The sequence below is a fragment of the Nocardia tengchongensis genome (genome assembly GCF_054781395.1).
On record NZ_BAAGUM010000003.1, the window covers coordinates 61,727 to 87,593 of the forward strand.

General features: G+C 67.6%; 28 protein-coding genes. 19 read left to right on the forward strand and 9 right to left on the reverse strand.

The annotated features are described in order from the left end of the window. The first annotated feature begins 129 nt into the window (after nucleotides 1-129). Nucleotides 130-2,139 (forward strand): GmrSD restriction endonuclease domain-containing protein, encoded by a 2,010-nt coding sequence (locus ACYVKL_RS03060; RefSeq protein ID WP_379171355.1) that lies wholly within the window; start codon nucleotides 130-132, stop codon nucleotides 2,137-2,139. 305 nt (nucleotides 2,140-2,444) lie between these two features. After that, nucleotides 2,445-2,693: a hypothetical protein gene (locus tag ACYVKL_RS03065; RefSeq protein WP_379171353.1), complete on the forward strand. Its 249-nt coding sequence runs from the start codon at nucleotides 2,445-2,447 to the stop codon at nucleotides 2,691-2,693. 75 nt (nucleotides 2,694-2,768) lie between these two features. Here the strand turns inward: ACYVKL_RS03065 and ACYVKL_RS03070 are convergent, their stop codons facing one another. Then, nucleotides 2,769-3,386, reverse strand: a complete 618-nt coding sequence (locus ACYVKL_RS03070; RefSeq protein WP_379171351.1) for a YbhB/YbcL family Raf kinase inhibitor-like protein — start codon at nucleotides 3,384-3,386, stop codon at nucleotides 2,769-2,771. A 134-nt stretch (nucleotides 3,387-3,520) separates the two neighbouring features. Between ACYVKL_RS03070 and ACYVKL_RS03075 the strand changes: the two genes are divergently transcribed. Together ACYVKL_RS03075 and ACYVKL_RS03080 are read left to right on the forward strand one after the other, a co-directional pair. Then, a complete protein-coding gene (locus ACYVKL_RS03075) occupies nucleotides 3,521-4,687 on the forward strand; it encodes a CapA family protein (protein ID WP_379171349.1) in 1,167 nt (388 codons plus the stop codon). A 94-nt stretch (nucleotides 4,688-4,781) separates the two neighbouring features. Next, the gene (locus ACYVKL_RS03080; RefSeq protein WP_379171347.1) at nucleotides 4,782-5,405 is read left to right on the forward strand and encodes an antibiotic biosynthesis monooxygenase; all 624 of its coding nucleotides are present in this window, start codon (nucleotides 4,782-4,784) and stop codon (nucleotides 5,403-5,405) included. 235 nt (nucleotides 5,406-5,640) lie between these two features. Here ACYVKL_RS03080 and ACYVKL_RS03085 read toward each other — a convergent pair whose 3' ends face one another. The 3 genes from ACYVKL_RS03085 to ACYVKL_RS03095 all read right to left on the reverse strand — a co-directional run bounded on the left by ACYVKL_RS03085 (nucleotide 5,641) and on the right by ACYVKL_RS03095 (nucleotide 8,459). After that, on the reverse strand, nucleotides 5,641-7,116 hold the full coding sequence (locus ACYVKL_RS03085; RefSeq protein ID WP_379171345.1) for a sodium:solute symporter family protein: 1,476 nt from the start codon (nucleotides 7,114-7,116) through the stop codon (nucleotides 5,641-5,643). Beyond that, nucleotides 7,113-7,403, reverse strand: coding sequence for a DUF3311 domain-containing protein (locus ACYVKL_RS03090; RefSeq protein WP_379171342.1), 291 nt, complete (start codon nucleotides 7,401-7,403; stop codon nucleotides 7,113-7,115). Before ACYVKL_RS03090 ends, ACYVKL_RS03085 begins: the two co-directional genes overlap by 4 nt. A gap of 159 nt (nucleotides 7,404-7,562) precedes the next feature. Further along, nucleotides 7,563-8,459: a JmjC domain-containing protein gene (locus ACYVKL_RS03095; protein WP_379171340.1), complete on the reverse strand. Its 897-nt coding sequence runs from the start codon at nucleotides 8,457-8,459 to the stop codon at nucleotides 7,563-7,565. Between the two features lie 164 nt (nucleotides 8,460-8,623). Here ACYVKL_RS03095 and ACYVKL_RS03100 point away from each other — a divergent pair, with 164 nt between their 5' ends. The 8 genes from ACYVKL_RS03100 (at nucleotide 8,624) to ACYVKL_RS03135 (ending at nucleotide 16,050) form a co-directional block, all read left to right on the forward strand. Then, nucleotides 8,624-9,073, forward strand: a complete 450-nt coding sequence (locus ACYVKL_RS03100) for a hypothetical protein (RefSeq protein WP_379171338.1) — start codon at nucleotides 8,624-8,626, stop codon at nucleotides 9,071-9,073. Further along, nucleotides 9,058-10,098: a cupin domain-containing protein gene (locus ACYVKL_RS03105; RefSeq protein ID WP_379171336.1), complete on the forward strand. Its 1,041-nt coding sequence runs from the start codon at nucleotides 9,058-9,060 to the stop codon at nucleotides 10,096-10,098. The genes ACYVKL_RS03100 and ACYVKL_RS03105 overlap by 16 nt, the downstream gene beginning before the upstream one ends. Continuing rightward, on the forward strand, nucleotides 10,098-10,781 hold the full coding sequence (locus ACYVKL_RS03110) for a glycine-rich domain-containing protein (RefSeq protein WP_379171334.1): 684 nt from the start codon (nucleotides 10,098-10,100) through the stop codon (nucleotides 10,779-10,781). The genes ACYVKL_RS03105 and ACYVKL_RS03110 overlap by 1 nt, the downstream gene beginning before the upstream one ends. Nucleotides 10,782-10,992: 211 nt before the next feature. Beyond that, nucleotides 10,993-11,466 (forward strand): hypothetical protein, encoded by a 474-nt coding sequence (locus ACYVKL_RS03115; protein WP_379171332.1) that lies wholly within the window; start codon nucleotides 10,993-10,995, stop codon nucleotides 11,464-11,466. 2 nt (nucleotides 11,467-11,468) lie between these two features. Next, nucleotides 11,469-12,611 (forward strand): exonuclease domain-containing protein, encoded by a 1,143-nt coding sequence (locus tag ACYVKL_RS03120; RefSeq protein ID WP_379171330.1) that lies wholly within the window; start codon nucleotides 11,469-11,471, stop codon nucleotides 12,609-12,611. A gap of 76 nt (nucleotides 12,612-12,687) precedes the next feature. After that, nucleotides 12,688-13,707 (forward strand): alpha/beta hydrolase, encoded by a 1,020-nt coding sequence (locus tag ACYVKL_RS03125; protein WP_379171329.1) that lies wholly within the window; start codon nucleotides 12,688-12,690, stop codon nucleotides 13,705-13,707. Between the two features lie 10 nt (nucleotides 13,708-13,717). Further along, a complete protein-coding gene (gene gcvT, locus ACYVKL_RS03130; protein ID WP_379171327.1) occupies nucleotides 13,718-14,818 on the forward strand; it encodes a glycine cleavage system aminomethyltransferase GcvT in 1,101 nt (366 codons plus the stop codon). A 131-nt stretch (nucleotides 14,819-14,949) separates the two neighbouring features. Next, nucleotides 14,950-16,050: a branched-chain amino acid aminotransferase gene (locus ACYVKL_RS03135; RefSeq protein ID WP_379171325.1), complete on the forward strand. Its 1,101-nt coding sequence runs from the start codon at nucleotides 14,950-14,952 to the stop codon at nucleotides 16,048-16,050. Between the two features lie 65 nt (nucleotides 16,051-16,115). Here ACYVKL_RS03135 and ACYVKL_RS03140 read toward each other — a convergent pair whose 3' ends face one another. The 3 genes from ACYVKL_RS03140 to ACYVKL_RS03150 all read right to left on the reverse strand — a co-directional run bounded on the left by ACYVKL_RS03140 (nucleotide 16,116) and on the right by ACYVKL_RS03150 (nucleotide 18,321). Next, entirely contained in the window at nucleotides 16,116-16,829 is a 714-nt protein-coding gene (locus ACYVKL_RS03140) for an MBL fold metallo-hydrolase (protein ID WP_213560372.1), read from the reverse strand. A gap of 43 nt (nucleotides 16,830-16,872) precedes the next feature. Further along, entirely contained in the window at nucleotides 16,873-17,844 is a 972-nt protein-coding gene (locus ACYVKL_RS03145; protein ID WP_379171323.1) for a carbohydrate kinase family protein, read from the reverse strand. A gap of 126 nt (nucleotides 17,845-17,970) precedes the next feature. Then, nucleotides 17,971-18,321 (reverse strand): HesB/IscA family protein, encoded by a 351-nt coding sequence (locus ACYVKL_RS03150; protein WP_213560373.1) that lies wholly within the window; start codon nucleotides 18,319-18,321, stop codon nucleotides 17,971-17,973. A 321-nt stretch (nucleotides 18,322-18,642) separates the two neighbouring features. On the opposite strand from ACYVKL_RS03150, the gene ACYVKL_RS03155 reads away from it, so the two are divergent. Further along, nucleotides 18,643-19,290 carry a DUF3043 domain-containing protein gene (locus tag ACYVKL_RS03155; protein WP_357201953.1) on the forward strand — a complete coding sequence of 216 codons (648 nt, stop codon included), beginning with the start codon at nucleotides 18,643-18,645 and terminating at the stop codon, nucleotides 19,288-19,290. A gap of 3 nt (nucleotides 19,291-19,293) precedes the next feature. Here the strand turns inward: ACYVKL_RS03155 and ACYVKL_RS03160 are convergent, their stop codons facing one another. Further along, nucleotides 19,294-19,518 (reverse strand): hypothetical protein, encoded by a 225-nt coding sequence (locus ACYVKL_RS03160; RefSeq protein ID WP_379171321.1) that lies wholly within the window; start codon nucleotides 19,516-19,518, stop codon nucleotides 19,294-19,296. Further along, nucleotides 19,515-19,637, reverse strand: a complete 123-nt coding sequence (locus tag ACYVKL_RS03165) for a hypothetical protein (protein ID WP_379171319.1) — start codon at nucleotides 19,635-19,637, stop codon at nucleotides 19,515-19,517. Before ACYVKL_RS03165 ends, ACYVKL_RS03160 begins: the two co-directional genes overlap by 4 nt. Before the next feature lie 86 nt (nucleotides 19,638-19,723). Here ACYVKL_RS03165 and ACYVKL_RS03170 point away from each other — a divergent pair, with 86 nt between their 5' ends. From ACYVKL_RS03170 to ACYVKL_RS03195, 6 genes are all read left to right on the forward strand, one after another. Further along, nucleotides 19,724-20,692 carry a helix-turn-helix domain-containing protein gene (locus ACYVKL_RS03170; protein WP_379171317.1) on the forward strand — a complete coding sequence of 323 codons (969 nt, stop codon included), beginning with the start codon at nucleotides 19,724-19,726 and terminating at the stop codon, nucleotides 20,690-20,692. 18 nt (nucleotides 20,693-20,710) lie between these two features. Then, nucleotides 20,711-20,983, forward strand: a complete 273-nt coding sequence (locus ACYVKL_RS03175) for a hypothetical protein (protein WP_379171314.1) — start codon at nucleotides 20,711-20,713, stop codon at nucleotides 20,981-20,983. A 66-nt stretch (nucleotides 20,984-21,049) separates the two neighbouring features. Beyond that, on the forward strand, nucleotides 21,050-22,954 hold the full coding sequence (gene cobT, locus ACYVKL_RS03180) for a nicotinate-nucleotide--dimethylbenzimidazole phosphoribosyltransferase (protein ID WP_379171312.1): 1,905 nt from the start codon (nucleotides 21,050-21,052) through the stop codon (nucleotides 22,952-22,954). A gap of 201 nt (nucleotides 22,955-23,155) precedes the next feature. Beyond that, nucleotides 23,156-23,902 (forward strand): adenosylcobinamide-GDP ribazoletransferase, encoded by a 747-nt coding sequence (locus tag ACYVKL_RS03185; RefSeq protein ID WP_379171310.1) that lies wholly within the window; start codon nucleotides 23,156-23,158, stop codon nucleotides 23,900-23,902. Between the two features lie 144 nt (nucleotides 23,903-24,046). Beyond that, nucleotides 24,047-24,850 (forward strand): bestrophin-like domain, encoded by an 804-nt coding sequence (locus ACYVKL_RS03190; RefSeq protein ID WP_379171308.1) that lies wholly within the window; start codon nucleotides 24,047-24,049, stop codon nucleotides 24,848-24,850. A gap of 81 nt (nucleotides 24,851-24,931) precedes the next feature. Continuing rightward, nucleotides 24,932-25,867, forward strand: a complete 936-nt coding sequence (locus ACYVKL_RS03195) for a hypothetical protein (RefSeq protein WP_379171306.1) — start codon at nucleotides 24,932-24,934, stop codon at nucleotides 25,865-25,867.

Genomic DNA, 25,867 nt, shown 5'->3' on the forward strand with positions numbered 1-25,867 from the left:
ACGATGACCGATTTGGCGGAATGTGGCCTCACCTCGGGTTTCCCGTGGGTAGGGAGGATCGAATCGGTCCCCGCGCGGGGGTGTCTCGGTAGGGTGATCGACGGACAGCTCGAACCGTAAGGAAGACCGGTGATTTCGCCAGACCAGATGGTTGTCGTGGTGCCTCGTCAGGACATCGAGAGCGGGGATCTGCGGCCCGCCCTCGAAGCCCTCAACTCGTGCTTCGTCTCCCCGGACGCCGCCCGCGGCGCGCTCGGCGCGGTGGAATTGGTGATCGAGGGCTACGAGCACATCCCGACCGAACTGTTTGAAATGGAGCCGGTTCGGCACTATGTCCGGCGGCTGGACAACGAATTTCCCTATTGGCTGTACTTCCTGGGCCTGCGCGGCGCATCCTTGCGGCTGATCTTCGGGTGCTTTCTGCCACCGTTTCTCGGCGAGGATGAGAGGCGCCAGCAGTTCGCGCACCGGCTGCGGACGGTAATGGAGAACCGCTGGCTGCCCGCCATGAACGATGTCGCGAGTTTCGCCGGGCTCTCGGCGGCCGAGCTCGCGGACCGCACCGACGCCGTCGTCGCCTACTTCCAATCCGGTGCTCCCGCGAAGGGTTTCGTCAGCACTGTCGAAAGTCCTACTGAACCGGTGGTCGAGGAGGTCTTCTACGGACAGCCGACCGGCGTCGAGATCGAGCAGAACGAGGACCGTTTCGACCAGCGACCGCTGGCGCCGTGGGATCCCGAACAGATCCGTATCTCCACGCGCACCTTCTCGTTGCGCAACGTACTCGACATGATCGACGACGGTGATCTGGAGCTGGCCCCCGACTTTCAGCGGAACCGGGTGTGGAAGGGGCGCCAGAAGTCTCGGCTCATCGAGAGCCTGCTGCTGCAGATACCCTTGCCCGCGTTCTATTTCGCCGAAGACCGCGGTGGCATGTTCCGGGTGGTCGACGGATTGCAGCGGCTGTCCACCGTGCACGAGTTCGTACAGGGGCGATTGGCGCTCGACGAGCTCGAATACCTCGCCGCCGAGCATGGGAAGACCTTCGCAGACCTCGAGACCCCGCTTCGGCGCCGGCTGCAGAACGCGCAGATCGTCGTCCACGTTATCGAGCCCTCCACCCCTAATCGCGTCAAGTACGACATCTTCAAGCGCATCAACACCGGTGGCGAACCGTTGAACGCCATGGAGATCCGACACTGCATGAGCAGCGCCCGCAGTCGAGACCTGCTCAAACGGTGTGCGGCCTCAGCGGTCTTCCACGAGGCGACCGCGGGGGTGCTGCGCGACCATATACGCATGAACGACCGTGAGGCGGTCCTACGCTTCCTGGCCTTCTACCGGCTGCCGGACCTTCAGGAGTACGACTCCTACGGATCCCTGGAGAATCTCCTCGACGCGACGACCGAACTCCTCGACGACCCTCGGCAGGTACCCGACGCCCAACTCGAGTCCTGGTTCGCGGCCTTCGAACGCGGCATGCTGAACGCGCGAATGATATTCGGCGACTACACCTTCCGGCGCTGGCCCATCGGTTCCGATCGGCGCTCGCCGATCAACCGCGCCCTGCTCGAGAGCTGGGGTGTCGTCCTTGCCGCCTATCGCTCGGATCAGCTCGAACCCGCGCGTGCCCGGATCGTCGCCGAAGCCCGTGCGGCCATGGCGAAGAACAACGAGTACATCGCCGCGATCAGTGCCTCCACCGCTGACCCCAAACGGGTCCGCATTCGCTTCGAAGTCCCACGTCGCATCCTCGAGGCGGCGGTCGTTGTCTCACCTCCCGGCACTGGGTCTGCCGTGAACGGAGCTCCAGTGGACAGTTGGTGTGTCGTGCCGGCCGACGATGCGGGTGAGCAGGCATTCATCGAGTTCGCGCACACGTACAACGGATACGACGGCTATGGCGGCCCAGAACAGCTCGGCGAAGTCGTTCGTGGCGTACGGGAATCACATGGCCGGACCAGAGCACTGCCCGACAACCTGCCGCTTCTGCGTAGCTGCCTGTTCTACGAGGTCAGGGCACACCGTCATGGCGGCGACGCGGTGCCGTTCGATTCGAACGAGTTCGTTCGAGCACTGATCTCCCGTATCCGGGACGTGTCGAGGGGCTCGGTTCCGGTGGTCTGGCCTCCTGAATGAGGCGCTGAGCCGACTCACACCGGCCCGACAGTACGTCGGCCGATGGCCGCGCTCAGCCCGGCCAATTCGACGCGGTTACGAGCAAGCGACGTCACATGGAAAAGCAGGCCGATCGTCCCTTCTCCGGTCATTTGGGCCCTGCTGCTGTGACCTGCGAGCAGTAAATTGGATTGATGGCAAATGTTTCGGAACTACCCGCACCGGAACGACGTCGGCTGGCCCAACACACGCTGGACTCGCTGACGGACCGGGCGGGGCATACGTTGACGCGGGTGCGGTGCGGTTGTGGTCACCACGTTGCGGCGGTGTTCGATACGCCGGCCGGCCCGGTGTATCAGGCGGCGACCGGGGCGCGTGCGCATGGGTCGCGTGATTTCGTCGATGCTGCGCACGGTGCTCACGGGCATGGCACCCGGTTTGCGGATCTGCTCGCCGGTGATGGCTTTGTCGATGACGCGTTGCCGGCTTCCTGCGAATGCGGGCCGCACACGCTGTCGCGGGTCCGGCTTCAGCAGGCCGTCACGAACCACGAGCATAAGATTCAGCTGCCCTGATCAGCCATCACAACGATCCCGCCGCCCGCCCTTGGAAGCGGCGGTTCCCCCGGGTGTGCCATGCGCTCGGGTGGCTCAGTTCGAGCTCAGGCCGGAGTTGAGCGTGTAGGTGCCGACGAGGTCGGCTTGTCCCAGGACGTGGCCGGCCATCGCTTCGCGCAGCCGCTTCCCGTTCACTGCCTGTCGCAGCGGCAGCTGTTCGACATCCAGGGCGCTGACGGTGAACACGTAGTGATGGATGCGCTGGTCGTTCCACGGCGGACAGGGGCCGTCGTAGCCGTAATGATCGTTTCCCGCACTGCTGAAGTCGTTGAGGCCGTACCGCGCGTTATGGGGTGCGGCCGGACCCGACCTGCCGTGTGTGGTCTGGAGGCTGCCTGCGGCGATCTGCCGTACGTCGGCTGGGATATCGAACAGCACCAAATGGTAGAAGTCGTTGCGCGGTAATTCCTCCGGCACCGTTCGCCCCTCGATGTTCACGTCCGAGCCGGTGTGGGGTACGTCGGGGTCGCAGCACACGACCGCGAACGATCGTGTTCCCGCCGGCACCTCATCCCACGCCAGGTGTGGGTTGCTATTGGCGCCCGCCCGGACATGGTGCACGGCATCCGGTACCCCATAGGCGAACGTTCTCGGAATGCGCGCATTATCGTCGAACGAATCACTTCGGACCTTCATAACGATGCCTTCCACTCATGCGGCCCGATAGGCCTCCGTGGGTGCGATACATAGATTCTGCGCTTCCGCCCTGACCCTGCCCAGAAGCGAAGGCGATCGGAGCGGTATCCCCACCACTACAATTGCCATTACGAGCCACGAGATAAACGATGACGCAGACGAGCAGTCCACGGCAACAGAGTCCAGTCACCGTGCTGTTGGGCGGTGATGTGATGCTCGGTCGCGGCGTCGACCAGATCCAGGCGCATCCAGGTGATCCACTGTTGCACGAACCATGGGTCGGTGACGCTCGCCGCTACGTCGAGTTGGCCGAGAAGACGAACGGGCCGATACCGTACCGGGTCGACGTCGACTGGCCGTGGGGCGACGTCGGGCCGATGCTCGACCAATTGGCACCCGAGGTCCGGCTGATAAACCTCGAAACCTCGATCACCGCCGACGGCGTATTCGCGCCCGTCAAGGGCATCCATTATCGGATGAACCCCGCCAATATCGCGACGCTGAAAGCGATTCGGCCCGACGTTTGCGCTTTGGCCAACAACCACATCCTCGATTTCGGAAGCCGCGGTCTGCGCGACACGCTAGACGCGCTCGACGCGGCGGGCATCGGCACAGCCGGGGCGGGAACGAGCATCGACGCAGCCTGCCGCCCGGTGGTTGTGGAGTCTGCCACCGGGTTGCGGGTGGTCATCGTCTCGGTCGCTTGCACCAGCAGCGGCGTGCCGCCGGCGTGGGCCGCGCAGCACGATCGGCCGGGAGTGTGGCTGTTCGGTGATCCGCCGGGCCGTGGCCTTGCTGACCATGTCGCGGCGCAAGCGTTGGCGCACAAGCATCCCGGCGATATTCTGATCGTGTCCGTGCATTGGGGCCCGAACTGGGGCTACGGGATCGGGCGGAGCGAAATCCAGTTCGCGCGACGGCTCATCGACGCCGGCATCGACATCGTGCATGGGCATTCATCGCATCATCCTCGCCCCGTCGAGATCTACCACGGCAGACCGATTTTCTATGGCTGCGGTGATGTCATCGACGACTACGAAGGCATTCCAGGATATGAGTCCTACCGTCCCGAACTGCGGCTGCTCTACCTGGTTTCGGTCGAGCCCGGCGGGCAGCCGACCGGAATCCGGATGTTGCCCATGCGGATACGGCGCATGCGGCTCGAACATGCTTCCCGGGCCGATGCCGATTGGCTGGGTAAGACGCTTACTCGCATCAGCCGCCGGTTCCACACCCATATCGACCGCGGAGCGGACGACCTGCTCGAGCTGTCGAGCCTCGGCAGTTCGGTCCGTTGTTCAAATGCCACGGAATAGCCACACGCTATTGTCGTGGTGATCGGGAGAGGGCACTGTGAAAGACGTCGGTGGCGCTACCGGGCGCTGCCTCTGTGCAGAAAGGAGGTGGATCGTGTACGCACGGTCTACCACGCTTCAGGCGCAACTTTCCGCTCTGGAATCCGGGATCGCCCATGTGCGGGACGAGGTCATGCCGGAGGTCGAGGGAATTCCCGGTTGTATCGGGCTTTCGTTGCTGGTCGATCGGAAAACCGGCCGGTGCATCGTGACGACCTCGTGGGATTCCGAGGACGCGCTGCGGGCGAGCGCCGCGCAGGTGATGCCGATTCGCAATCGCGCGGCTGAGAAATTCGGCGGTAGTCCGATGGTCGAGGAATGGGAGATCGCGGCCATGCATCGCGTGCATCCGGCGCCGCAAGGAGCGTGTGCGCGCGTCACCTGGGTGAAGACCGATCCCAGCAGGCTCGGCAGCGCCATCGACGTCTATCGGGACCACACCTTGCCCGGCATGGAGCAGCAGCTCGATGGATTCTGCAGCGCGAGCCTGATGGTGAACCGGTCCTCGGGTCGTGCCGTCTCGTGCAGTGTCTACGACGATGCCGAGGCGATGGACCGCAACCGGATCGCGTCGGCCGCGTTGCGCGTGGACGCCGCCCGGCAGGCCCGCGTCGAGGCCGTCGACGTTCGTGAATTCGAGTTGGTATTGGCGCATTTGCGCGTCCCGGAACTGGTCTGACCGAGACCGGTTCGACACGTCGGGTCCAGCACCGGGCGGGTGGTCACCCGGTCGGCTGCGACAGCTTGCGATTCGGTTACAGCTTCTCAGGTCACTGTGGGGCGCCGCCGTCGGTACCGGCGTCCGCAGCCTGCTCCTGTTGCTGATGAGCTTTCAGCCACATCGCGCCGCCGATCACGAGCACAGTCGATCTGGCCCACTTCATCAGGGTTGTTCCGGACGGTTTGTGGAGCGTTCAACAAGCGGATGATACGACTGCGTGGTCTGTGCTGGAGTCGGCTTCGGCGGGTGGGTGCAGGATCGAGATGGTTGTCGCGACGAGGAGGTTGGCGGCCAGGGCGACGAGACCGCCGTTGATGCCGATCAGGGGGTCGTGGCCGGTGGCGTGCAGGAGGATGACCACCGCGCCGCCGGTGACCAGACCCAAGCCGACGCCGAGGGCGGTCAGCTTTCGCCAGTACAGGCCGAGGAGGACTGCCGGGACAAGTTGGGCGATGCCCTCGTAGGAGACGACTGACAGGTTGACCAGGAGCTTCGGGAAGAGGAGCGATCCGGCCAGGGCGATTGCGCCGACGAGCAACCCGATCAGCTGGGAGGCGGTGCGTTGGCGGGCGTCGGATGCGCCGTCGCCGCGGAGGCCGCCGCCCAGAACCGTTCGGCCGCACAGGGTTCCGATAGCGATGAGGAACACGCTCATGGGGACGATTGCGGAGAGGGCGCCCGCGATGCCGATCAGGGCTACAACGGGGGCGGGGAGGGCGTCGGTGACGAGGGTGAACAGGGCCAGGTCGGGGTTGGCCAGCGCGGGGGCGGCGAAGAGGGCTGCGGCGCCGATGAGGATCGGGACGAGCAGGAGGATTTGGTACCAGGGGAGGAGGATCGAGTTGCGGCGCAAGGCGTTCGGGGATTTGGCGGAGAGGTAGCCGGCTACGACGGTGGGGAAGACGCAGATGGTGATGGCGTTCAGGATGATGGTGGAGATGAACCAGGAGGCGCCGAAGGTGCCGCCGGCGGCGCCGGGGAAGGTCAGCCATTGGGACTTTTCGGTGACCAGGCGGTCGAGTAGTTCGCCGGGGCCGTGGAAGTAGTGGCGGGGGATGTAGATGGCGAGGATGGCGATCGAGAGGACGGCGAGGCTGTCCTTCAGGACGCTGACCCAGGCCGAGCCGCGGAGGCCGGAGGTCAGGATGAAGGTTTCGGCTACGACGAAGGAGATGATCGCGGCCGTTTTCAGGTTGATGGCGCCGTAGGACATGGCGTTGACGACGACGCCCATGCCCTGGATCTGCAACTGCACGTAGGGGATCAGGAAGATCGTGCAGATGAGCGCGACCGCGATGCCCAAAGGCCGTGAGCGGAAACGGTGTTCGGCGATGTCGGCGATCGACACCAGGTTGTGGCGGGCGCAGTAGGTCCACAGCGCCGGGGCGACCAGGTACGCGACCGCCAGGCCGGTGCTGAGGTAGGTGATCAGGTAGAAGATCGGGATGCCGTAGCGGTAGGACCAGCCGGCGGCGCCGAGAAACGAGAAGCTGGTGTAGGTTTCGCCCGCCATCAGGACCAGGACGAACACGGTGCCGAGGCCGCGTTCGGTGATGGACCACTCCGAGAGGGAACGGGTGCGGCCACGCGCGGACAGGATGCCGATCGCGACCGTGGCCAGCATCGCGATCGTGAACAGGGATACCGCCACGGTGGCCTGGCCGGTCATCGCGGGTCTCCGATCGGGCCGCCCGACTCGTCGGCGGGGACGAACTCCGCTGCGCCGGAACGGTATGCGGGGTCGCGGCGGGCGACGAACCAGATCAGGGGGCCGATCGCGATGGTGACGGCGATCAGGTAAGCGGCCAAGAACGGGATGCCGAACACGCGCGGTTCGATGCGGTTCGCGACGGCCGGGGCCAGGCAGTAGAGCAGACCGGGCAACGCCAGCAGGAGTAGCACGGGGCCGCGCTGTCGCAGAGGGATGGCGGTCGAGGCCGAATCCGGGTGGGACATGGATTCTCCGGGTGTTCGCTGGGGCGCTGTCTTTGCGAACTATTCCATGGAAGGAATGCGACAGGGCGCCACCCTGGCCGATCGCCGGGCCGACAGGAGAACTCGGCGCCGGTGTCGACCGGTTGTAGACGGGATCGGCCAGAGATCAAGCGTGCCTGGTCATTTGCCTGTGACCTGGTCTTCGATCACCGCCACGACATCCGCGGGATCCAGTTGGGTGAGCCGTTGCGCGACGAAGGTCAGGATGTCAGCGACTGTGGCGGCGCGTGCCGCCGCGTTGCCGGAGAGTTCCGCTCGCTGCATCTCCGTGGTCATCACCTCGTCTATCGCGGTGTCGATCACGTCGCGACCACGTGGCTCGCGCACATGAATGGACAGGTGCAACGAGCTCGAGGTGGGCTGCGCACGTGCGTGATGGGCCGCGTACGGCGGCAGGTACAGCCCGTCGCCGGGACGGAGGGCCACTACCTGCTCCGGTCCGCACTCTGCCTGGTCCACGGTGCCATTACGCCGCGATCGGGGATCGGACGGAACATCGAAGACGGACCATCGCTTCTCGCCGTCGAGCTGGGCCACGAAGACGTGTGCGTCGTCGCGATGGGTGAGCAGGCCTTGGCACCCCGCCGGGCTGTAGAACGCCGTTGCCTTCACCTCGGCGACCAGAAATCCGGTCAATGTTCTGCAGAGATCACGGCAGGGCGGGTGCCACTCGTGCATATTGCACAGCATCAACGTACCGCCCTGCGCGAAGACGTCACGAGTCTTGTCGGCATCGATGAATCCGTTGACAGATTGTCCCGCAACGGATCTCGGTGAAGCCACGAGACGGATGGGCACCTGCATGCCGTCCAGGAAGACCTTGAAGAACGGATGTTGAAGCAGGCTGCAGTCCACCCATGTCTCGACGTCGTCGACCGTGAGAGCGCGTCGAAACTCTTCGGACACTGTGAATTGCGATGGCGCATTCCCCCACGAAAGCGCTGCCGCCTGATCTGACCTAGCGAACAGTTGGCCAACGAGTGAACCTGTCGCCTCGCGGATGTGCAAATCCGTCACGGCACTCTCCCTTCGTTGAAAACAAAAGGGGTAATCGGAGGTCCCTGCGTTTCTACCACGCGCGCCGACATATTTCGCGGCGCGCCTCGCGTTGCACACGGCGCGGGCACGCATAGAATCGGGCAGTTTCCATGCCGTTTCCATGCCGATTCTCGGGAGGATTCGTGGCCAAATCTACTGGTAAACAACCCGAAATCCGGGAAAATCCGCTGGTCGCTGAACTACTCGCCCGTGGCGTCGAGAACGCGAGGGTGTTGGAAGGATTCGTCGGGCCTTCCCATGACGAGCGGTACGTCACGCTCTACCAGGATCTTCGCCGTCTCGGCGATTCTGTCGACATTCTGCGTGACGATATTCTTCACGCCATGGAGGTGCCGCGGTCCACCCTGGGCGCGGTTGTTCTCTGGATCAAGGACGATACACAGCTTTCCGTTCGCCGGACCGAGACGGATGCCGCACCCACCTCGGGACCCGGCAGCTTGCAAGAGGTGACGAAGGGCCGGCTGCACATGAAGATGCGGACGAAACACGCTTCGGACTGCATGTCCGTGTGTATGGATTGCCTCTCGTGGTGTAGCTGCAGTATCTGCACGTCGCAGTGCAAGCCGCAGTGAAGCTCGACGACGTCCGTACAGAGTTCGCGGCGATCGAGTTTCCCCGTGCCGGCGAGCAATCCCAGCCGGACCGGAATGCCGTGCTCGCGGCCCGTTCGACGATCCAGTCGGCGGTCGTCGACAACGAATTCCTCGCGGACTGCATTGCGCTGGAACTGAAGTTGATCAGCGCGACCGAGTTCCCTCGCGGACTCACGCCATTCTTCACGATCCCCGATCTGGGCATCAGGTTCGAGTTCGGTTATTGGCCGCCGGGCGGCACACCCGGACCGCACGAACACAACACCTGGACCATCACCGCGGTGTGCCATAACGAGCTCGAAGTTCGCACTTTCGACCGCGCCGAATCGTACCGACGGCGAGAACTCGTACCGAAGAACAACTTCTCCGCGGAGGCCGGCAGGGTCGGCTACATCTACGAGCCGAGCATCCATGCTCCCATCAACACCTCCGCCGACTGGTCGGTTTCACTTCATATCAGCAGCTCGAGGGTTGGCGAACCGATGGAGGATTGCGCCGGACTCGTGGCCGGACTCACGTCCCCCCGGCGGCGTCGCATGCCTCCAACCACGCATCCGTATGCCAGGGTGGTCGCGAAGCGAGCGCGAACCCAACGGGTGCACGTGCTCGCCCGTGCGCTCGCCGGGATGAATGTCGCCGGCGTGCCGAGGCTTCTCGACGAATGCGCCGCACTCGGGTCCCACTCGACGAGGAAGCTCGCGGCGCGGACTCGTGGCCGCACAATGGCACTGGACGAACCCGGCACGTATGTCCTGCGTCGCACTCACCCCGAGCTGATGCTGAGCCGTCGGATCGTCGGCGACACCGTGGCATTGATGACCGAGACGACCGCGGGACCGGTCGAAGATCTCGCCATGAACATCGTCGCGGCCGACGCGATCGCCTACGCGGCCGAGGAACCGGTGTTCGACGCGCGTGATCTTCCGGGCCGGATCACCGACGAGGAGCGCATCCTGATCGCCGAGGCTCTCGAAGATTCCGGACTGTTCACCAGGGAGGCTTGATGACAATCGCGAATGCACCGCAGCAAGCGCCGAGCCCGCGCATTGCCGACGCGCTCGGCTACGAGGCGCCCTACCTCATCGAGAAGCTGATCAAGAACTGTGTTGTCGAGACCGCGACGGAGGGCGAAGAGCTGTTCCTCGAGGTCAAGAGGTACCTGGTGCTCTGCAATCTGGATCAGGACCGCGTCTGGAGCATGTATTCACTGCGGGTCGACGAAATCTGGCACCAGTTCATCCTTTTCACCCGCCAGTACATGGAGTTCTGCCATAGCTTTTTCGGGCGCTATATCCCGCACAGCCCAAGCAATGCCCCGGAGGTCGAGTTCGCGCGCCCGGTCGAGAAGACGTCGTTCGCGCAGTTCTGCGCCCGGTATCAGGAGGTCTTCTCCGAACCGCTGCCCGACGTCTGGTTCGACGAGAACTCCGTCACCCTGGACCGGCGTCTGTTCAGCCGCTGGTCCGGACCGCTGACCGTGCACGCCGCCGCCGATACGGTCGAATTGCTGAACTCGGATGGCGACTCGTTGTTCGCCGTCAACGCTGTGGCGCGGGAAGCTATCGAATTCATCGCGCGCACAGGAGCTTTCTACGTCCGTGAGCTACCGGGTGGCCTGCACGACGAAGAAAAGGTCGCACTCGCTTCGACACTCGTGGCATGCAAGGTGTTGCGCGCGGCGTCGTGATCGATGCCCCGGCCGTGGTGGGTCGGGGCATGGCAAGCCGGTCGGTCGGAACTGTATGGGTGCGTTGATCTTTCGTTCGGGGTTCGCCGAACAATGTCGGCGGGATGCTCTAACGTAGCCCGGTATCTGTTCGCCACGACCGTGGAGCGTTATGGCCGACTCGTCCGACCTTCATTCCCTCGCAGTGCTCGGCGCGGCTGGGGAGAGACTGGTGATCTGGCATGTGAATGTCGGAGCGGCGGTGGGGGAGTCGCGGCTATCGGGCGCTTGGGTGCTGGATGGGTCGCGGACGGTCGAGGTCGCGAGTCTCACGGCGGGATATCCGGTCGTGGAGACGGGGGAGGGGCCCCGGATCGCGGGGGCCGCGGGGATCGTCGATGTCGAGGCCACCGTCGAAACCGTGCGCAGCGCTGTCGAATCCGCGGACGCGCAGTTCGCCGAGCATGAGGAGGCGACGGGCGGCAAGCTGACCCGGCCACAGTGGCCGGTGATCGTGCCGCCCGGCGAGGTGTCGTTGCCGCGGCATCAGACAGGCGATCCGATCCGGCCCGTGCTCACCCTGGCGCGGGAATTCGCGGATCTGGCCGACGCGTGGGCCTCGTTCGAATCACTGCGGCTGGCGCGCCCGTTCCTGGTGGAGCTGGGCGGTCCGCACGCACGGCCGCTGCCGCTCGCGGTGCGGTGAGCATGGCGGGACTGTCGTTCGCCGCCATTGATGTCGAGACCGCCAACTCCGCCCGGGGCAGCATTTGCGCCGTCGGAGTCACCGTCGTGGAGAACGGGGAGTGGACGGCCAGCCGGTCATGGCTGTGCCGACCGCCCGCCGGGGTCGACTTCTTCAACTGGCACAACATTCGCGTGCATGGGATCACAGCGGCGCGGGTCGCCGATCAGCCTGTCTTCGCCGATCGATGGCCCGAGGTAGCGCGGCTCGTCGGGGATCTGCCCGTTGTCGCCCACAATGCCGGGTTCGACAGCGGCGCGATCCGAGAAGCCTGCGGCCGCAGCGGGATCGAGGCGCCGGTGTGGGCGTTCAGTTGCAGCCTGGCACTGTCCCGGCGACACCTGGAGCTGGACAGCTACCGGCTGCCGAATGTGGCTGCCGCTCTCGGCATCGACTTCACCGATCACCACGACGCCGGGGCCGATGCGGCCGCGGCAGCCGGGATCGTGGTCGCCCTCGCGGCGCGCGCCGGCGTGGATTCGCTCGCCGATCTCGAACGCATGGTGGCCGGAACCGCAGGCAGAGCACCTCGTCCGGCCCGCGCGGCCAGCTCGATCCAGCGGGCCGTGCCGGGCGACAGCGGCCTCTCGCGGACCGTCCGCGCGGCAGGCACGCCGGATCGCGGCGAGACTTGGACGCGCCGCGGCGAAGCCCCGATGTCACGCACCGGCCATCAGCCGGGAGGTTCCGAGCGCAGATCCGCCGACACCACGCAACGCCGATCCTGGTTCGGCCGTGAGGAATTGGTGATTCCGGAGGTCACCGGCACCGATCCCACGCACCCGCTATTCGGCGACATCGTGGTGTTCACAGGCGATCTCGCCGCCCTGACGCGTCAGCAAGCCTGGGATGCCATCGCAGCCTGCGGGGCGACACCCGCGCGGAATGTCACCAAACGCACCACCCGCCTGGTCATCGGCGACGGATTCCGCGGTGCCGACCCCACGGCGTTCACGACCACGAAAGCGCTGCGCGTGGCAGAACTGCGAGCACGGGGGCAGCGGATCGAGGTCATGGATGAGCGCACGTTCATCGCGTGCCTGGGCGCGAACCCCGGCTCGCCGGAACGGGCAGAAGCCTCGCCCGGCCATGTCGATGCGGTGTGAGCAGCACGTCATTGCCGGGTCGGGGCGGCCTCGGTAGAGAGGTGAGGGGATTGGTTCGGACGGGTTAGAGGCGGATATGACGAGTGGACGCGGCCGAAGCCGGTCGGCGGCGGCGGGAATCGCCCTGGTAGCGGCTGCTTTCGGGCTGGCGCCCGGGCACGCGGCCGCCGCGGACCCGCTGGCTGATCGGACACTCGCAGCCGACGGTTCCCACATCGACCACGTGCTCCAGCGCAGCGACCGCCAGTCCGTCGTCTCCGTGTACTCGTCCGCGATGAATCGCGACATCGAGGTGTCCGTCGTACACGCCACCGACCGGTCGGTCCCGCGGCCGACGCTCTACCTGCTCAATGGCGCGGAAGACGGTGTCGACCAGAACGGCACCGAAGTCTCCTGGGAGACCCGGACCGACATCGTCGACTTCGTCGCCGACCAGAACGTGAATGTGGTGAACGTCCTAGACGGCCGCTACACCTATTACACCGACTGGCAGTCCGACGATCCGATGCTCGGCCGCAACCGGTGGACCACCTTCCTCACCCAGGAACTGCCGCCGCTCATGGACCAGACCCTCGGCGCGTCCGGCCGCAATGCCATTGCGGGAGTATCGATGTCGGCCACCTCGGCCCTTGCACTGGCCGAATCCGCCCCCGGCCTCTACGCGAGCGTCGCCTCGTTCAGCGGCTGCGCCCAGACCGGCACCGACCCCGGCCGCCGCTACCTGCAGGCCGTGGTCCTCTCCGGCGGCGGCAACCCCTGGAACATCTGGGGCCCCGACGACGCCCCGGCCTGGACCGCGAACGATCCCGCGACTCCCGCCAATCTCGAGCGGCTGCGCGGCACCGATCTGCACCTCGCCGCCGGAACCGGCGCGAATCCGGCCGCGGCCGGCGGCGGCCAGGTCGGCGCGTCGAGCACCGCGCTGGAATCCACCGTCGAAAACTGCACCCGCGCCCTGCAATCGAGTCTCGGCGAGCTGGATATCGACGCCGCGTTCGAGTATCTCCCAGGCGGCGGCCACAACTGGCCGTCCTGGCAGGCCGACTTTCACCAGGCCTGGCCGGGCATGGCGCGCGCCCTGACCGCCGACCGATAAGCTGCTTCGGGTGACCGACGAGAAACTGCTGCAGGGACCCATCCACGCCGTCCATGTCGAGCTGGGCGCCACCTTCGCTCCGTTCGGGGGGTGGGAGATGCCGGTTTCTTACGCGGGGACCGTGGGCGAGCACACCGCGGTGCGCACCACCGTGGGCCTGTTCGACGTCAGCCACCTGGGCAAGGCGACGGTCAAGGGTCCGGGGGCCGCGGCCTTCGTGAACTCGGCGCTCACCAACGACCTGAACCGGATTCGCCCCGGCAAGGCGCAGTACACGCTGTGCTGCACGCCGGACGGCGGGGTCATCGACGACCTGATCGCCTACTACGTGAGCGATGACGAGATCTTCCTGGTGCCGAACGCGGCCAACACCGCCGCCGTGGTGGCGGAGTTGCAGAAGGTCGCGCCCGAGGGCATCACCATCACCGACGAGCACCGCGGCTACGCCGTGTTCGCGGTCCAGGGCCCGCGGTCGGCCGAGGTGCTGGCCAAGCTCGGACTGCCCACGGACATGGAGTACATGGCCTACGAGGACGCCGAGTGGGACGGCCGCCCGGTTCGCGTGTGCCGCACCGGCTACACCGGTGAGCACGGCTACGAGCTGCTGCCCCGCTGGGCCGACGCCGAGGCCGTGTTCCGCGCCCTGACCAGCGAGGTGCAGGCCGCCGGCGGCCAGCCCGCCGGACTCGGCGCCCGCGACACGCTGCGCACCGAGATGGGCTACCCGCTGCACGGACACGAACTGTCCGTGGACATCTCGCCGTTGCAGGCCCGCACCGGCTGGGCGGTCGGCTGGAAGAAGCCCGAGTTCTGGGGCAAGTCGGCCCTCGACGCCGAGAAGGCCGCCGGACCGCGCCGAATCCTGCTGGGCCTCAAGGCCATCGACAAGGGCGTACTGCGTCAGGGCCAGGCCGTGATGCGCGGTGACGAGCAGGTCGGCGAGACCACCTCCGGCACCTTCTCGCCCAGCCTCAAGGTCGGCATCGCGCTGGCCCTGCTCGACACCGCCGCCGGCCTCGAGCCCGGCGACCAGGTCGAGGTCGACGTCCGCGGCCGCCGCCTCCGCTGCGAGGTCGTCCGCCCGCCGTTCGTCGAAACTCGCACCGCCTGAGGGACCCGCCGCCCAGGCGTTCGCCTGGGCAGCGGGTTTGCCCTGGATGGCAGGCGGTGGCGGGGCAGCCGACCGGTCGGCAGGGGTAGCCCGCCCCCGCGTGTCGAGGGCGGCGAATTAGACTCCCGGTCATGACACTTGCCGCGCAATTCACCCGTGTCCCGCATCCCGCGCCCGTTGCGGCGTCGCGGCGCCAGGAGATTCTCGCGGAGCCCGGGTTCGGGCGGTACTTCACCGATCACATGGTGTCGCTGGATTATGTGGACGGGCAGTGGACCAACGGCAAGGTCGAGCCCTACGGCCCGATGGCCATGGATCCGGCCACCATGGTGTTCCACTACGGTCAGGCGATCTTCGAGGGTCTCAAGGCGTACCGGCAGGCCGACGGCTCCATCGCCACCTTCCGCGTCGACGCCAATGCCGCGCGTTTCCGCCGGTCCGCGGCCCGCATGGCGATGGCCGAGCTGCCCGAGGAACTGTTCATCGAATCGATCCGTCAGCTGCTCGAGGTGGACGCCGACTGGGTGCCCGCAGCCGGCGGCGAGGACGCGCTGTACCTGCGCCCGTTCATGTTCTCCACCGAGGTCGGCCTCGGCGTGAAGCCCGCCTCCGCCTACAAGTACCTGCTGCTCGGCGGCCCGGCCGGCGCGTACTTCCCGCGCGGTCTGAAGCCGGTCAAGGTGTGGCTGTCCACCGAGTTCGTGCGCGCGGCTCCCGGCGGTACCGGCGAGGCCAAGGTGGCGGGCAACTACGCCGCCTCGCTGCTGGCTCAGCAGCAGGCGTCGGAGAAGGGCTGCGACCAGGTGGTGTGGCTGGACGCCTGCGAGCACCGCTACGTCGAGGAGATGGGCACCAACAACCTGTTCTTCGTGTTCGGCAGCGGCTCCGACGCGCGCCTGGTGACCCCCGAGCTGTCCGGCTCGCTGCTGCCCGGCATCACCCGCGACTCGCTGATCACCCTGGCCGCCGACTCCGGCTACAAGGTGGAGGAGCGCAAGATCTCGGTCGAGGAATGGCGCAAGGGCGTCGAATCCGGTGAGATCACCGAGGTTTTCGGCTGCGGCACCGCCGCCGTGGTCATCCCGGTCGGCTCGGTCCGCTCCGCCGAGGGCGAATTCACCATCGGCACCGGCGAACCCGGCGAGGTCACCATGGCCCTGCGCGAGACCCTCACCGGCATCCAGCGCGGCACCTTCGCCGACAGCCACGGCTGGCTGCGCACCATGGCGTAGCGCCGAACGGACGAAAAACGCCCGCCCCGATGAGTTTCGGGGCGGGCGTTGTCGTTTCGACAGCCTCAGCTGGGCATGAACATGTGCCACTGTTCCAGGGTCTGGGGGCGCATGACGTAGTTGTGGTCGCGGATGTGGGAGAGGGAGGCGCTGGGCTCGTCGGAGTACCAGTGGCCGGGGAAGACCGTCGGGTTGGACTTCAGGTCCGCGAGGTAGCGGAGGCTGCGGAACATGGCGTCGGAGTCGCCGCCGGGGAAGTCGGTGCGGCCGCAGCCGTCGACGAAGAGGGTGTCGCCGGCGATGAGGCGGTCCTCGAACAGGAAGCACTGGCTGCCGGGGGTGTGGCCGGGGGTGTGCAGGAGTTCGATCTCGAAGCCGCCGACCGCGACCTTGTCGCCGTGGGCGTGGCCGGTCAGTTCCGAGGGGGCGATGCCGGTGACGTTGGCCACCCACGGCAGTTCCTCGGCGTTGACGTGGACGGCCACGTCGGTCTTCTCCAGCAGTTCCTTCACGCCGCGCAGGGTGAAGCCCATCATCGAGCCGCCGACGTGGTCGGGGTGGTGGTGGGTGGCCAGGACGCCGGTCAGGCGCATGCCGTCCGCCTCGGCGAGGTCGACGAGCTGGCCCGCTTCGTAGGCGGGGTCGACGACCACGCACTCACCGCTGTCCCGATCACCGATCAGGTAGGCGAAGTTGCGCATCTGGGTGGCGATCGGGTCGCCTACGGCCCAGTCGCGGCCGGAGAGCAACTGGCGGAAGTACAAACGGTCGGAGGACATGTCTGACAGCGTATTGCGGGCGATGCGTCTTGCCGTACCCGGCTCAGCGCAGGATCGCCTCGATCTCGTCGGCGGCCTCGTTGCCGTAGGCCTCGCGCAGGCGCTTCATCGCCACGTCGTGGTCGAGGGTCCAGTCCTGGGGGCCAACGGTTTCCAGCACGTGCACCGCGACCAGCGAGCCCAGCTGGGCCGAACGCTCCAGGCTCAGGCCCGCGGAGCGGCCGGTGAGGAAGCCCGCGCGGAAGCCGTCGCCGACGCCGGTGGGATCTTCCTTGGCGATGTCGGGGACCACGTCCACGAACAGTTCGGTGCCGTCGCGGTCGACGATCTTGGCGCCCTTCGAGCCGAGGGTGGTGATGCGGATGCCCACGCGCTCAGCGACTTCGGCTTCGCTCAGGCCCGTCTTCTGGAGCAGGATGCCCCACTCGTACTCGTTGGTGAACAGGTAGTCCGCGCCGTCGATGAGACGCAGGATGGTCTCGCCGTCCAGGTAGGCCAGCTGCTGGGAGGGGTCGGCCGCGAAGGGGATTCCGGCGGCGCGGCACTGATCGGTGTGGACCAGCATGGCTTCCGGGTCGTCCGCGCCGATCAGGACGAGCTCGAGCTCACGGCCGGCGGCCAGCTCGGCGATGTCGATCTCGCGGGCCTCACTCATCGCGCCGGGGTAGAAGGACGCGATCTGCGCCATGGTCTCGTCGGTGGTGCAGACGAAACGCGCGGTGTGCGCGGTGGTGGAGACGCGCACGGCCGAGCAGTCGACGCCGTTATCCTCCAGCCACTTCCGGTAGTCGCCCCAGTCCTGGCCGACCGCGCCGACCAGCAGCGGGGTCCGGCCCAGCAGGCCCATCGCGTAGCTGATGTTGCCCGCGACGCCGCCCTTGCGGATCACCAGATCGTCGACGAGGAAGCTGAGCGACACATGCTGCAGCTGATCGGCCAGCAGCACGTCGGAGAACTTGCCCGGAAAGCGCATGAGGTGATCGGTCGCGATGGACGCGGACACGGCGATGGTCACGGGTGATCCTTCGAGTGGGGGAGGCGTTCCGAAAATGGTCCGCACCTATGAAAATAACCGGACACGCGACAGCGCGGAACATCCCGGGGGATGTTCCGCGCTGTGCGGGGCTAGATCAGAGCTAGCTCAGTTGAAGCTGTCGCCGCAGGCACAGGAGCCGGTGGCGTTCGGGTTGTCGATGGTGAAGCCCTGCTTCTCGATGGTGTCGACGAAGTCGATCGAGGCGCCCTGGATGTAGGGGGCGCTCATGCGGTCGACCGCGAGCTTCACGCCGCCGAACTCCACGACCAGGTCACCGTCGAGGGTGCGGTCGTCGAAGAAGAGCTGGTAGCGGAGGCCCGCGCAACCACCGGGCTGGACAGCGATGCGAAGCGCGAGATCGTCGCGGCCTTCCTGATCCAGCAGCGCCTTGGCCTTGAGGGCGGCGGCATCGGTCAGCGTCGCACCGTGCGTGGTGGTCTCGTTCTGCGCAGTCATGAACTCTCCTAAGGGACCCATTTGTGGTGGCGTGGGCCAGCCCGTGAAGGGTATGGCTCGAAGCCTGTCAACACCCGTCGGCGGGCGACTATTCCCCATCCTACGCGGCACTTATTCGGCGGAAGGGTGGAGGTCGAGTGGTCGCTGACGAATAGCTCCGTGGTGTGCCGAGGTGACAACTGATTTCGGGTGGCGAGGGTAACTCGCCGGGGACGTCCAGGATCGGGTCGGCTCTCGACCGCCGGCCCGCATGCATGTCGGCAAACGGCTCTCAGCCGGGCGCTGAAGTGCCGGGGAGGCGGGATTGTTAGCCTGGTCGGCGTGAAGTTCCTGCGCCGTGGCGAGTCCACCCCCACCTCCGACAGCACCAGCACCGACGCCGGTGCCGCGGTGGCGGACACGACCGTCACCCTGGGTAAAGGGCGTCCGACCCCGTCGCGCCGCGAGGCGCAGGGCCGCCGCCGCGGCCCGGTCGCGCCCGCGCCCAAGACGGCCAAGGAGGCCCGGGCCCGCCGCAAGGCGCTGCGCGGCACCAAGGAGGAGCGCAAGGTGTCCTCGGCCGAGCGTCGCGCCGATGTGAACAACCGTCGCGCCCGCATGCTCGCCGGTGACGAGCAGTATCTGCTCCCGCGCGACAAGGGCCCGGTCAAGAAGTACGTGCGCGACATCGTGGACGCGCGCCGCAATCTGCTCGGCCTGTTCATGCCGCTGGCGCTGGTGCTGATCCTGAGCATGATCCTCTCGCCCGCGCTGCAGGCGATCGTGACGCTGGCCATGCTGGTGATGATGCTGTTCATGATCATCGAGGGCGTGGTGCTCGGCCGGATCGTGAACAAGCGGGTCCGGGACCGCTTCCCGGATTCCACCGAGTCCTCGATGTCGCTGGGTTGGTATGCCTTCGTGCGCGCCTCGCAGGTGCGCCGCATGCGCGCCCCGAAGCCGCAGGTGAATCCGGGCGACGCGGTCTAGCGTTCAGTTGTGCTCTCGGTAGGCCGAGAGCGCCTGCAGTTCGTGGGCCGTGCGAGCCCGGTCGCGATCGATCACATTCGTGGATCCGGCGAATTCCCAGCTGTGCTCACGGTGCAGGGGCACGGCCCGGCCGGCCGCGGCGAACAGAGCGGCGACGCGGCGAAGCGTGGCGCCTACCCCGGTGATGCTCGTCTCGGCCCGGTAGTGGCCGGAGGTGATGGCGGTCATGCGCTGACCTCTTCCTCATCGATGCGTGTGGTGGTGTCTACGGCCATGAGGCCGAAGGTCAGGGTGCCGAGCGCGGTCATTGCGGTTCCGGTGGCGACGATTGCGGTCAGTGCATCCATGGCAGTAAGTTTTCAGTAGGGAACTTTCTGCCAACAGTGGCAGCTCTGACATTGTTCGCAAATATCCGGCCAGATGGGATCGCGACATGCTCTCCAAGGTCGCCGTCGTACTCAACGACAACCTCGCCATGTTCGAATTCGGCGTGGTCTGTGAGGTTTTCGGGCTCGACCGGACCGCGCAGGGACTGCCCGCCTTCGACTTCCGGGTGTGCGGGCTCGAACCCGGGAAGCCGCTCAGATCCAGCACGCCGGGCATCCATGTCACCCCCGACTACGGGCTGGAAGAGCTGCGCGACGCGGATCTGGTTGCCATTCCGGCCTTTCCGATCCGCGACGGCAAGGTCAAGGTCGACCCTCGCGTCATCGACGCGGTACGCGACGCCGCCACGGCCGGGGCCACCGTGCTGACGGTGTGCTCGGGCGCGTTCCTCGCGGGCGCGGCCGGACTGCTCGACGGGCGCAAATGCACCACCCACTGGAGCTACGTCGACCTGCTGGCCGAACAGTATCCACTGGCCACCGTCGACCCGGACGTGTTGTTCGTCGACGAGGGCAACCTGATCACCAGCGCGGGCACCGCGGCCGGCATCGACGCCTGCCTGCACCTGGTGCGCCGCGAACTCGGCAGCAGCGTGGCCAATGCCATCGCCCGCCGCATGGTGGTGCCGCCGCAGCGCGACGGCGGGCAGCGGCAGTTCATCGAACGGCCGGTGGTGGCCTGCGAGACCGAGGGGCTCAGCGACACCCTGCACTGGATGGGGGAGAACCTGGAGCTGGCGCACTCGGTGGAATCGCTGGCGGCGCGCAGTGCCATGTCGACGCGCACCTTCGCGCGGCGCTTCGCCGCCGAGACCGGGACCACGCCGGTGAAGTGGCTGACCGGGCAGCGGGTGCTGCTGGCCAAACAGCTGCTCGAGGACACCGATATGGACCTCGAATCCCTGTCCCACCGTTGCGGATTCGGGTCGGGGGCGCTGCTGCGGCACCACTTCCAGCGGCAGGTGGGCATCGCGCCGGTCGAATACCGGCGGCGATTCGGGGCCCGGGTCTCCTGACCGCTACGATCCGCTCTCATGCGGTGGGGAGTGATGATCGCGGCGGTGCCGCTGGCGGTGTTGGTGGCCTCGGGCGTGGCCGGGTGCAAGGACCCGCGCAATGCGGCGGGGGAGTGTCTGGTGGGTGGTGCGACCAGCAATCACGACAAGGTGGTGGCCTGTTCGAAGCCGCACGACGGCAAGATCATCGCGAGCGTCGCCCACGACACCGACTGCCCGCAGGGAACCGACTGGTCCTATACCGCCAAGGACCTGAAGGTCATGTGCGTGCACAACGAGCAGAAGTCCTGACCCTCCCCGCACCCGATGGCCGTGCCTACTCGGCCCGAGCACGGGCACAGTTGATACCGTGCTGACGTGTCGCACACTGCTCAGACAACCGATCGGCCGTTGCGGACCCTGGTGCTCGGAGGCGCCCGGTCCGGCAAGTCGGCCTACGCGGAACAGTTGGTCGCGTCGGAGGCGGTGCGGTACGTAGCCACCGCCGTGGCCGACCCGGCCGACGCCGACTTCGCCGAACGCATTGCGGCGCACCGGGCCCGGCGGCCCGCGGACTGGACCGTCGTGGAGGGCGACCCCGTCGCCGCCCTGGCCGAACCCGCCCCCGCCACCCTCATCGATGACCTCGGCACCTGGCTGACCGGGCGCATCGACGCCCGCGCCGCCTGGGAATCGCCGCGCGGCATCGTGGGACCCGACGTCGACGCGCTCGTCACCGCCGTCGCGGGCTACGCCCAGCGCCTGATCATCGTCAGCCCCGAGGTCGGTTTCGGCGTCATCCCCGCGACCGCCTCCGGCCGCCTGTTCCGCGACGAGCTCGGCACCCTGAACCAGCGTCTCGCCGATGTCTGCGACGAGGTCTTCCTGGTGGTCGCGGGCCAGCCGGTCCGGGTCAAGCCCGACCGCGCCTCGGCCTCCGCCGCTGCCCTGACGGATGCCGCGACCACGAATACGCCACTCACGGAGGCGACTTCGGCCGGCGCGAGCGCGCAGGCTGTCGAGACGGTCACAGGCAGTGCTGCCGCGTCGGCGACTTCGTCTGCGGCGTCCGGCACCGACCTGTCTGCCACGCAGGCGCTTTCGGCGGCCGGTGCCACCGCAGGCGCGGGGTCCGTCGCGGCCGCGGTGTCGGAACCTGCGTCGAGCGCTGCGGCCGGTGATGGGGCCGGCCCGGTACTCACCAAGCCCGCGCGGATTTCGTTCGGCCCGGTATCGGGCCCCGATCCGATCGTATGGGCCGCAGCCGAGGAGCGGCAGGCGCAATTGACCAAGCCCGCAGGGGCTTTGGGGCGATTGGAGAAGCTGGCCAACTGGGTCTCCGCGTGCCAGGGCATTTGCCCGCCCAAGCAGTTCGAGCGCGCTCGCGTGGTGGTGTTCGCCGGCGATCACGGGGTGGCGCGGCACGGTGTGTCGGCCTATCCGAGCGAGGTGACCGCGCAGATGGTAGCCAACTTCCTGCACGGCGGCGCGGCGGTGAATGTGCTGGCGCGCTTGGCCGATGCCAGCGTGCGGGTGGCCGATATCGCCGTGGACGGGGATACCGCGCCGGAGATCTCGCGCCACAAGGTGCGCCGCTCCAGCGGGTCCATCGACCGCGAGGACGCGTTGAGCGAGGCCGAGGTGCAGGCGGCGCTGGCCGCCGGCGCGACCATCGCCGATGAGGAAATCGATTCCGGCGCGGACCTTCTCATCGCCGGTGACATGGGCATCGGCAACACCACGCCCGCGACCGTGCTGATCGCGGCCGTCACCGACACCGAACCGGTGGTGGCGGTCGGCCGCGGCACCGGCGTCGACGACGCGGGCTGGATCCGCAAGACCGCCGCCATCCGCGACGCCATGTGGCGGGCACGCCCCGTGGTCAAGGACCCGGTTGCCTTGCTGCGCACCGCCTCCGGCGCGGATCTGGCCGCCATGGCGGGCTTCCTGGCCCGCGCCGCGGCCCGCCGCACCCCGGTCATCCTCGACGGCGTCGTGGTGACCGCGGCAGCGGTGGTCGCCGACCAGCTCGCGCCGGGCGCCCGCGCCTGGTGGGTGGCGGGCCACCGCTCCAGCGAGCCGTCCCACACCATCGCGCTGAAGCGTCTCGACCTCGAGCCGTTCGTCGACATGAGCATGCGCCTGGGCGAGGGCTCCGGCGCGGTCGCGGCCCTCCCGCTGCTCCGCGCCGCCGTCGCCACCCTGGGCGAGATGGCAACGTTCGCCGAGGCCGGCGTCAGCACCGCCGACGCGGCCGCGGATGCCGAACCCGCCGGTGCCTAGTTCGGCACACCACGCCCCGGCCGACTTCGGCCGGGGAGATGTGCTGTCCCGCAATCGGCTTCGGGGACTCGCTGTCCGGCCTTTGACGGCGCAGCGCGTACTTGGAGGTCCTCGCCCGGCTGGTCGGCCGGTGCCGCGTCGTGAGATCGGCCCGGCCGAATCGGACGGCCGCGCCGATCGTCGGTCCGGCCGGGTGACGGTGTGACCGGGCTGCGGCTGGCGGTCTCGTGGCTGACGGTGCTGCCGCTCCGCGGGCCGGAACAAGTGGACCGGTCGGTTGCGGCGCGAGCGATTGCCTGGGCCCCCATGGTCGGGGTGCTGCTCGGAGGCGGGGCCGCCGGATTGTTGTGGGGGCTGGGGCAGTTGGGGGCCGCGTGGCTGCTGGCCGGGTTCGTGGTGGTGGCCGGGCTGGGGCTGATCACGCGGGGGATGCATATCGACGGGCTGGCCGACACCATGGACGGGCTCGGGAGTTATGGGTCGCCGGAGCGGGCTCGCGAGATCATGAAGAGCGGCGGGGCGGGGCCGTTCGGAGTGGCGGCGTTGGTGTTCGCGCTTGGGATTCAGGCGGTTTCGCTGGGGGCGCTCGCGGAGGCCGGGCGGTGGCTCGCTGTCGTGGTGGCGGTCGCGGTCGGGCGGGCCGCGGTGGTGCTGGCGTGCAGACGGGGGATCGAGGCGGCTCCGGGAGCTGGGTTCGGGGCACTGGTGGCGGGGACGCAGCTGCCTGTCATTGGCTACGTCTGGGGCGTGATCGCCTGCCTGGCAGCGGTATTCGCTACCGGTAACCCGTGGCAGGGTCCGCTGGCGGTGCTGCTGGCGCTGGTCGCGGCGACGGTGCTGGTCCGCCATTGCGTGCGACGGTTCGGGGTTCTCAACGGTGACGTGCTCGGCGCCGCACTGGAATTGAGCGTCACGATCGCGGCGGCGGTGCTGTCCTTCGCTCGCTGAGAGCCGTCCGGAACGGTTTCGGATTCTCGCGAAACGGCGAATCGGACAGTCGTATAACAGTTCGCTCGCGGTTCACAATCCGACCGACCCGTGGCCGCGAATACCTGGTGATCGCTTCCACCCTGCCGGAAACGGAGACGCGAAATGCCGGGAATTCTGTTGCAGCTGGGGGTTTTGGTCGCTTTCGCGGTTATCGCGGTGGGCATCTTCGTGGTCGGGGATCGGGTGCGGCCGGCATCGTGGCGGCACAGTGACGATTCCGGCGCGGGCTCCATGACGCTGGACATGGTCAACATGTTCTTCGCCGCCATCGTCGCGTTCGTGGTGGTGATCCTGTGGCAGCAGTACGACACCTCGCACGCGCACACGGTGTCGGAGGGCAAGGCGCTGGTGAACGTCTACGAGACCGCTAACGGCATGCCCGAGCCGGATCGCAAGCAGATCCAGACCCTCGTGACCGCCTACACCCGGGAGGTGATCGGCGAGGAGTGGAAGACCATGGACGAGCAGCGGCGGCTGAGCCCGGCCGCGCAGGCCACCCTGGACGATCTGCGGGAGGCGGTGAACGCCGCGCCCGCCGCCGACGCGGACGCGGACGCCACCCAGGACAAGGCCGCCACCGCCGTGGAGGCGATCACCGACGCTCGCTACGACCGCGGCCTGGACGCCGGGTACCGACTGCCCGGATTCCTGTATGTCGCACTGTGGTTCGCGACCGCCATGCTGTTGTTCGGCACCGTGTTCTCCGGCGTCGTGGTCACCAAGCGCAGCGTCCTCATGACCGGGTTGTTCGGTCTGGTGATCGGGGCGGTCATCGTGGCCGTCTATCAACTCGATCGACCGTTCTCCGGTGGCAATCACGTCGCCAAGGACGCCTACGAACTCGCGCTCGCCCGCTTCCAGCACATCGCCTCGGAAGCGCCGGCGGCAAGCGGCAGTCCCCGCTGATCGCGGCCAACGGCTAACCAGCACTCGGCTTTCGGAGGCACCGTGAACGGAAACCGCAGAACGGCACGAGGATTCGCGGCGGTGACGGCGGTCCCGCTGGCCGCGGCCATGCTCACCGTCCACCCGGAGGTCGCCGCCGCCGACCCCGGACTACCCACGATCAGCGAGATCATCAGCGGCAGTGCGGGACCGGACACAACAGGTGCGGCCGCGCCGATCGACGCACCGTCGGGCAGCGCTCTCGGGCTCGGCACGGGCAGCAGCTACACCGGCAGCGGTGGAGCCGCGACCGGCCGCTCGGCAGGAGCGGCCTTGAGTCCGGCGGTCGGTCCGGCCCTCGGCGCCGGTGGCAGCAGATCCGACGCCGCCCCCGAGAAGGTGGACCCCGTCCCCGGAACGGCCCCGGCCGCAGGAGATCTCGCAGCACCCGATCCCGCCGCGCCCGGCGTTCCCCTCACCACGCCGATCGCGGTCCCCAACACCATGGGCGGTCTGCTGGGCCTCGACTCCGGCAGCGTGCTCACCGCCTGCGCGGGCAGCGCGGTGGTCGGCAGCGCCGTCCTGGGTCTGGGCCTCCTCACCGGTAGCGGCATGGGCTCGGGCTTGATCGGTCCCGGCTTCATCCCCGGCTCCAGCGGTCTGGTCGGTCCCGGCTCGGCCGGTGCGGGCAGCGTGGTGGTGGGTAGCGCCATGACCGGCAGTGCCCTGCTCACCTGCATGCTGTTGCTGCCGGTCCCGATGGCGCCGGAACCCGGTATCCCGCTACTGATTCCGCCCGCCGTCCCAGCGGCGGCACTCGCGGCTCCGCTGCCCGCGCGAATGCCCGAGGTGGTTCCGCCCGCCCCGGTCCCGATTCCGCCGCCCCCGCCGCCCCCGGCCGAAATTGCCGCCCCTGTCCCGCCGCCGCCCGCCCCGGCCAGCCTGACCGCCCTCCAGGTCATGACGGTCATGATCATCACCATCATCGCGGGCGCCCGCGCCCGCATCGCCCGCGCGCATCGCGCACCCGTCGACTGA

What these genes read in the sequence shown, in the direction of transcription:
- ACYVKL_RS03120 (WP_379171330.1), top strand. Translation starts at nt 11,469, where the DNA reads ATGGCGGGACTGTCGTTCGCCGCCATTGATGTCGAGACCGCCAACTCC.
- ACYVKL_RS03170 (WP_379171317.1), top strand. Translation starts at nt 19,724, where the DNA reads ATGCTCTCCAAGGTCGCCGTCGTACTCAACGACAACCTCGCCATGTTC.
- ACYVKL_RS03090 (WP_379171342.1), bottom strand. Translation starts at nt 7,403, where the DNA reads ATGTCCCACCCGGATTCGGCCTCGACCGCCATCCCTCTGCGACAGCGC.
- ACYVKL_RS03165 (WP_379171319.1), bottom strand. Translation starts at nt 19,637, where the DNA reads ATGGATGCACTGACCGCAATCGTCGCCACCGGAACCGCAATGACCGCG.
- ACYVKL_RS03110 (WP_379171334.1), top strand. Translation starts at nt 10,098, where the DNA reads ATGACAATCGCGAATGCACCGCAGCAAGCGCCGAGCCCGCGCATTGCC.
- ACYVKL_RS03075 (WP_379171349.1), top strand. Translation starts at nt 3,521, where the DNA reads ATGACGCAGACGAGCAGTCCACGGCAACAGAGTCCAGTCACCGTGCTG.
- ACYVKL_RS03140 (WP_213560372.1), bottom strand. Translation starts at nt 16,829, where the DNA reads ATGTCCTCCGACCGTTTGTACTTCCGCCAGTTGCTCTCCGGCCGCGAC.
- ACYVKL_RS03085 (WP_379171345.1), bottom strand. Translation starts at nt 7,116, where the DNA reads ATGACCGGCCAGGCCACCGTGGCGGTATCCCTGTTCACGATCGCGATG.
- ACYVKL_RS03150 (WP_213560373.1), bottom strand. Translation starts at nt 18,321, where the DNA reads ATGACTGCGCAGAACGAGACCACCACGCACGGTGCGACGCTGACCGAT.
- ACYVKL_RS03175 (WP_379171314.1), top strand. Translation starts at nt 20,711, where the DNA reads ATGCGGTGGGGAGTGATGATCGCGGCGGTGCCGCTGGCGGTGTTGGTG.
- ACYVKL_RS03160 (WP_379171321.1), bottom strand. Translation starts at nt 19,518, where the DNA reads ATGACCGCCATCACCTCCGGCCACTACCGGGCCGAGACGAGCATCACC.
- ACYVKL_RS03135 (WP_379171325.1), top strand. Translation starts at nt 14,950, where the DNA reads ATGACACTTGCCGCGCAATTCACCCGTGTCCCGCATCCCGCGCCCGTT.
- ACYVKL_RS03125 (WP_379171329.1), top strand. Translation starts at nt 12,688, where the DNA reads ATGACGAGTGGACGCGGCCGAAGCCGGTCGGCGGCGGCGGGAATCGCC.
- ACYVKL_RS03190 (WP_379171308.1), top strand. Translation starts at nt 24,047, where the DNA reads ATGCCGGGAATTCTGTTGCAGCTGGGGGTTTTGGTCGCTTTCGCGGTT.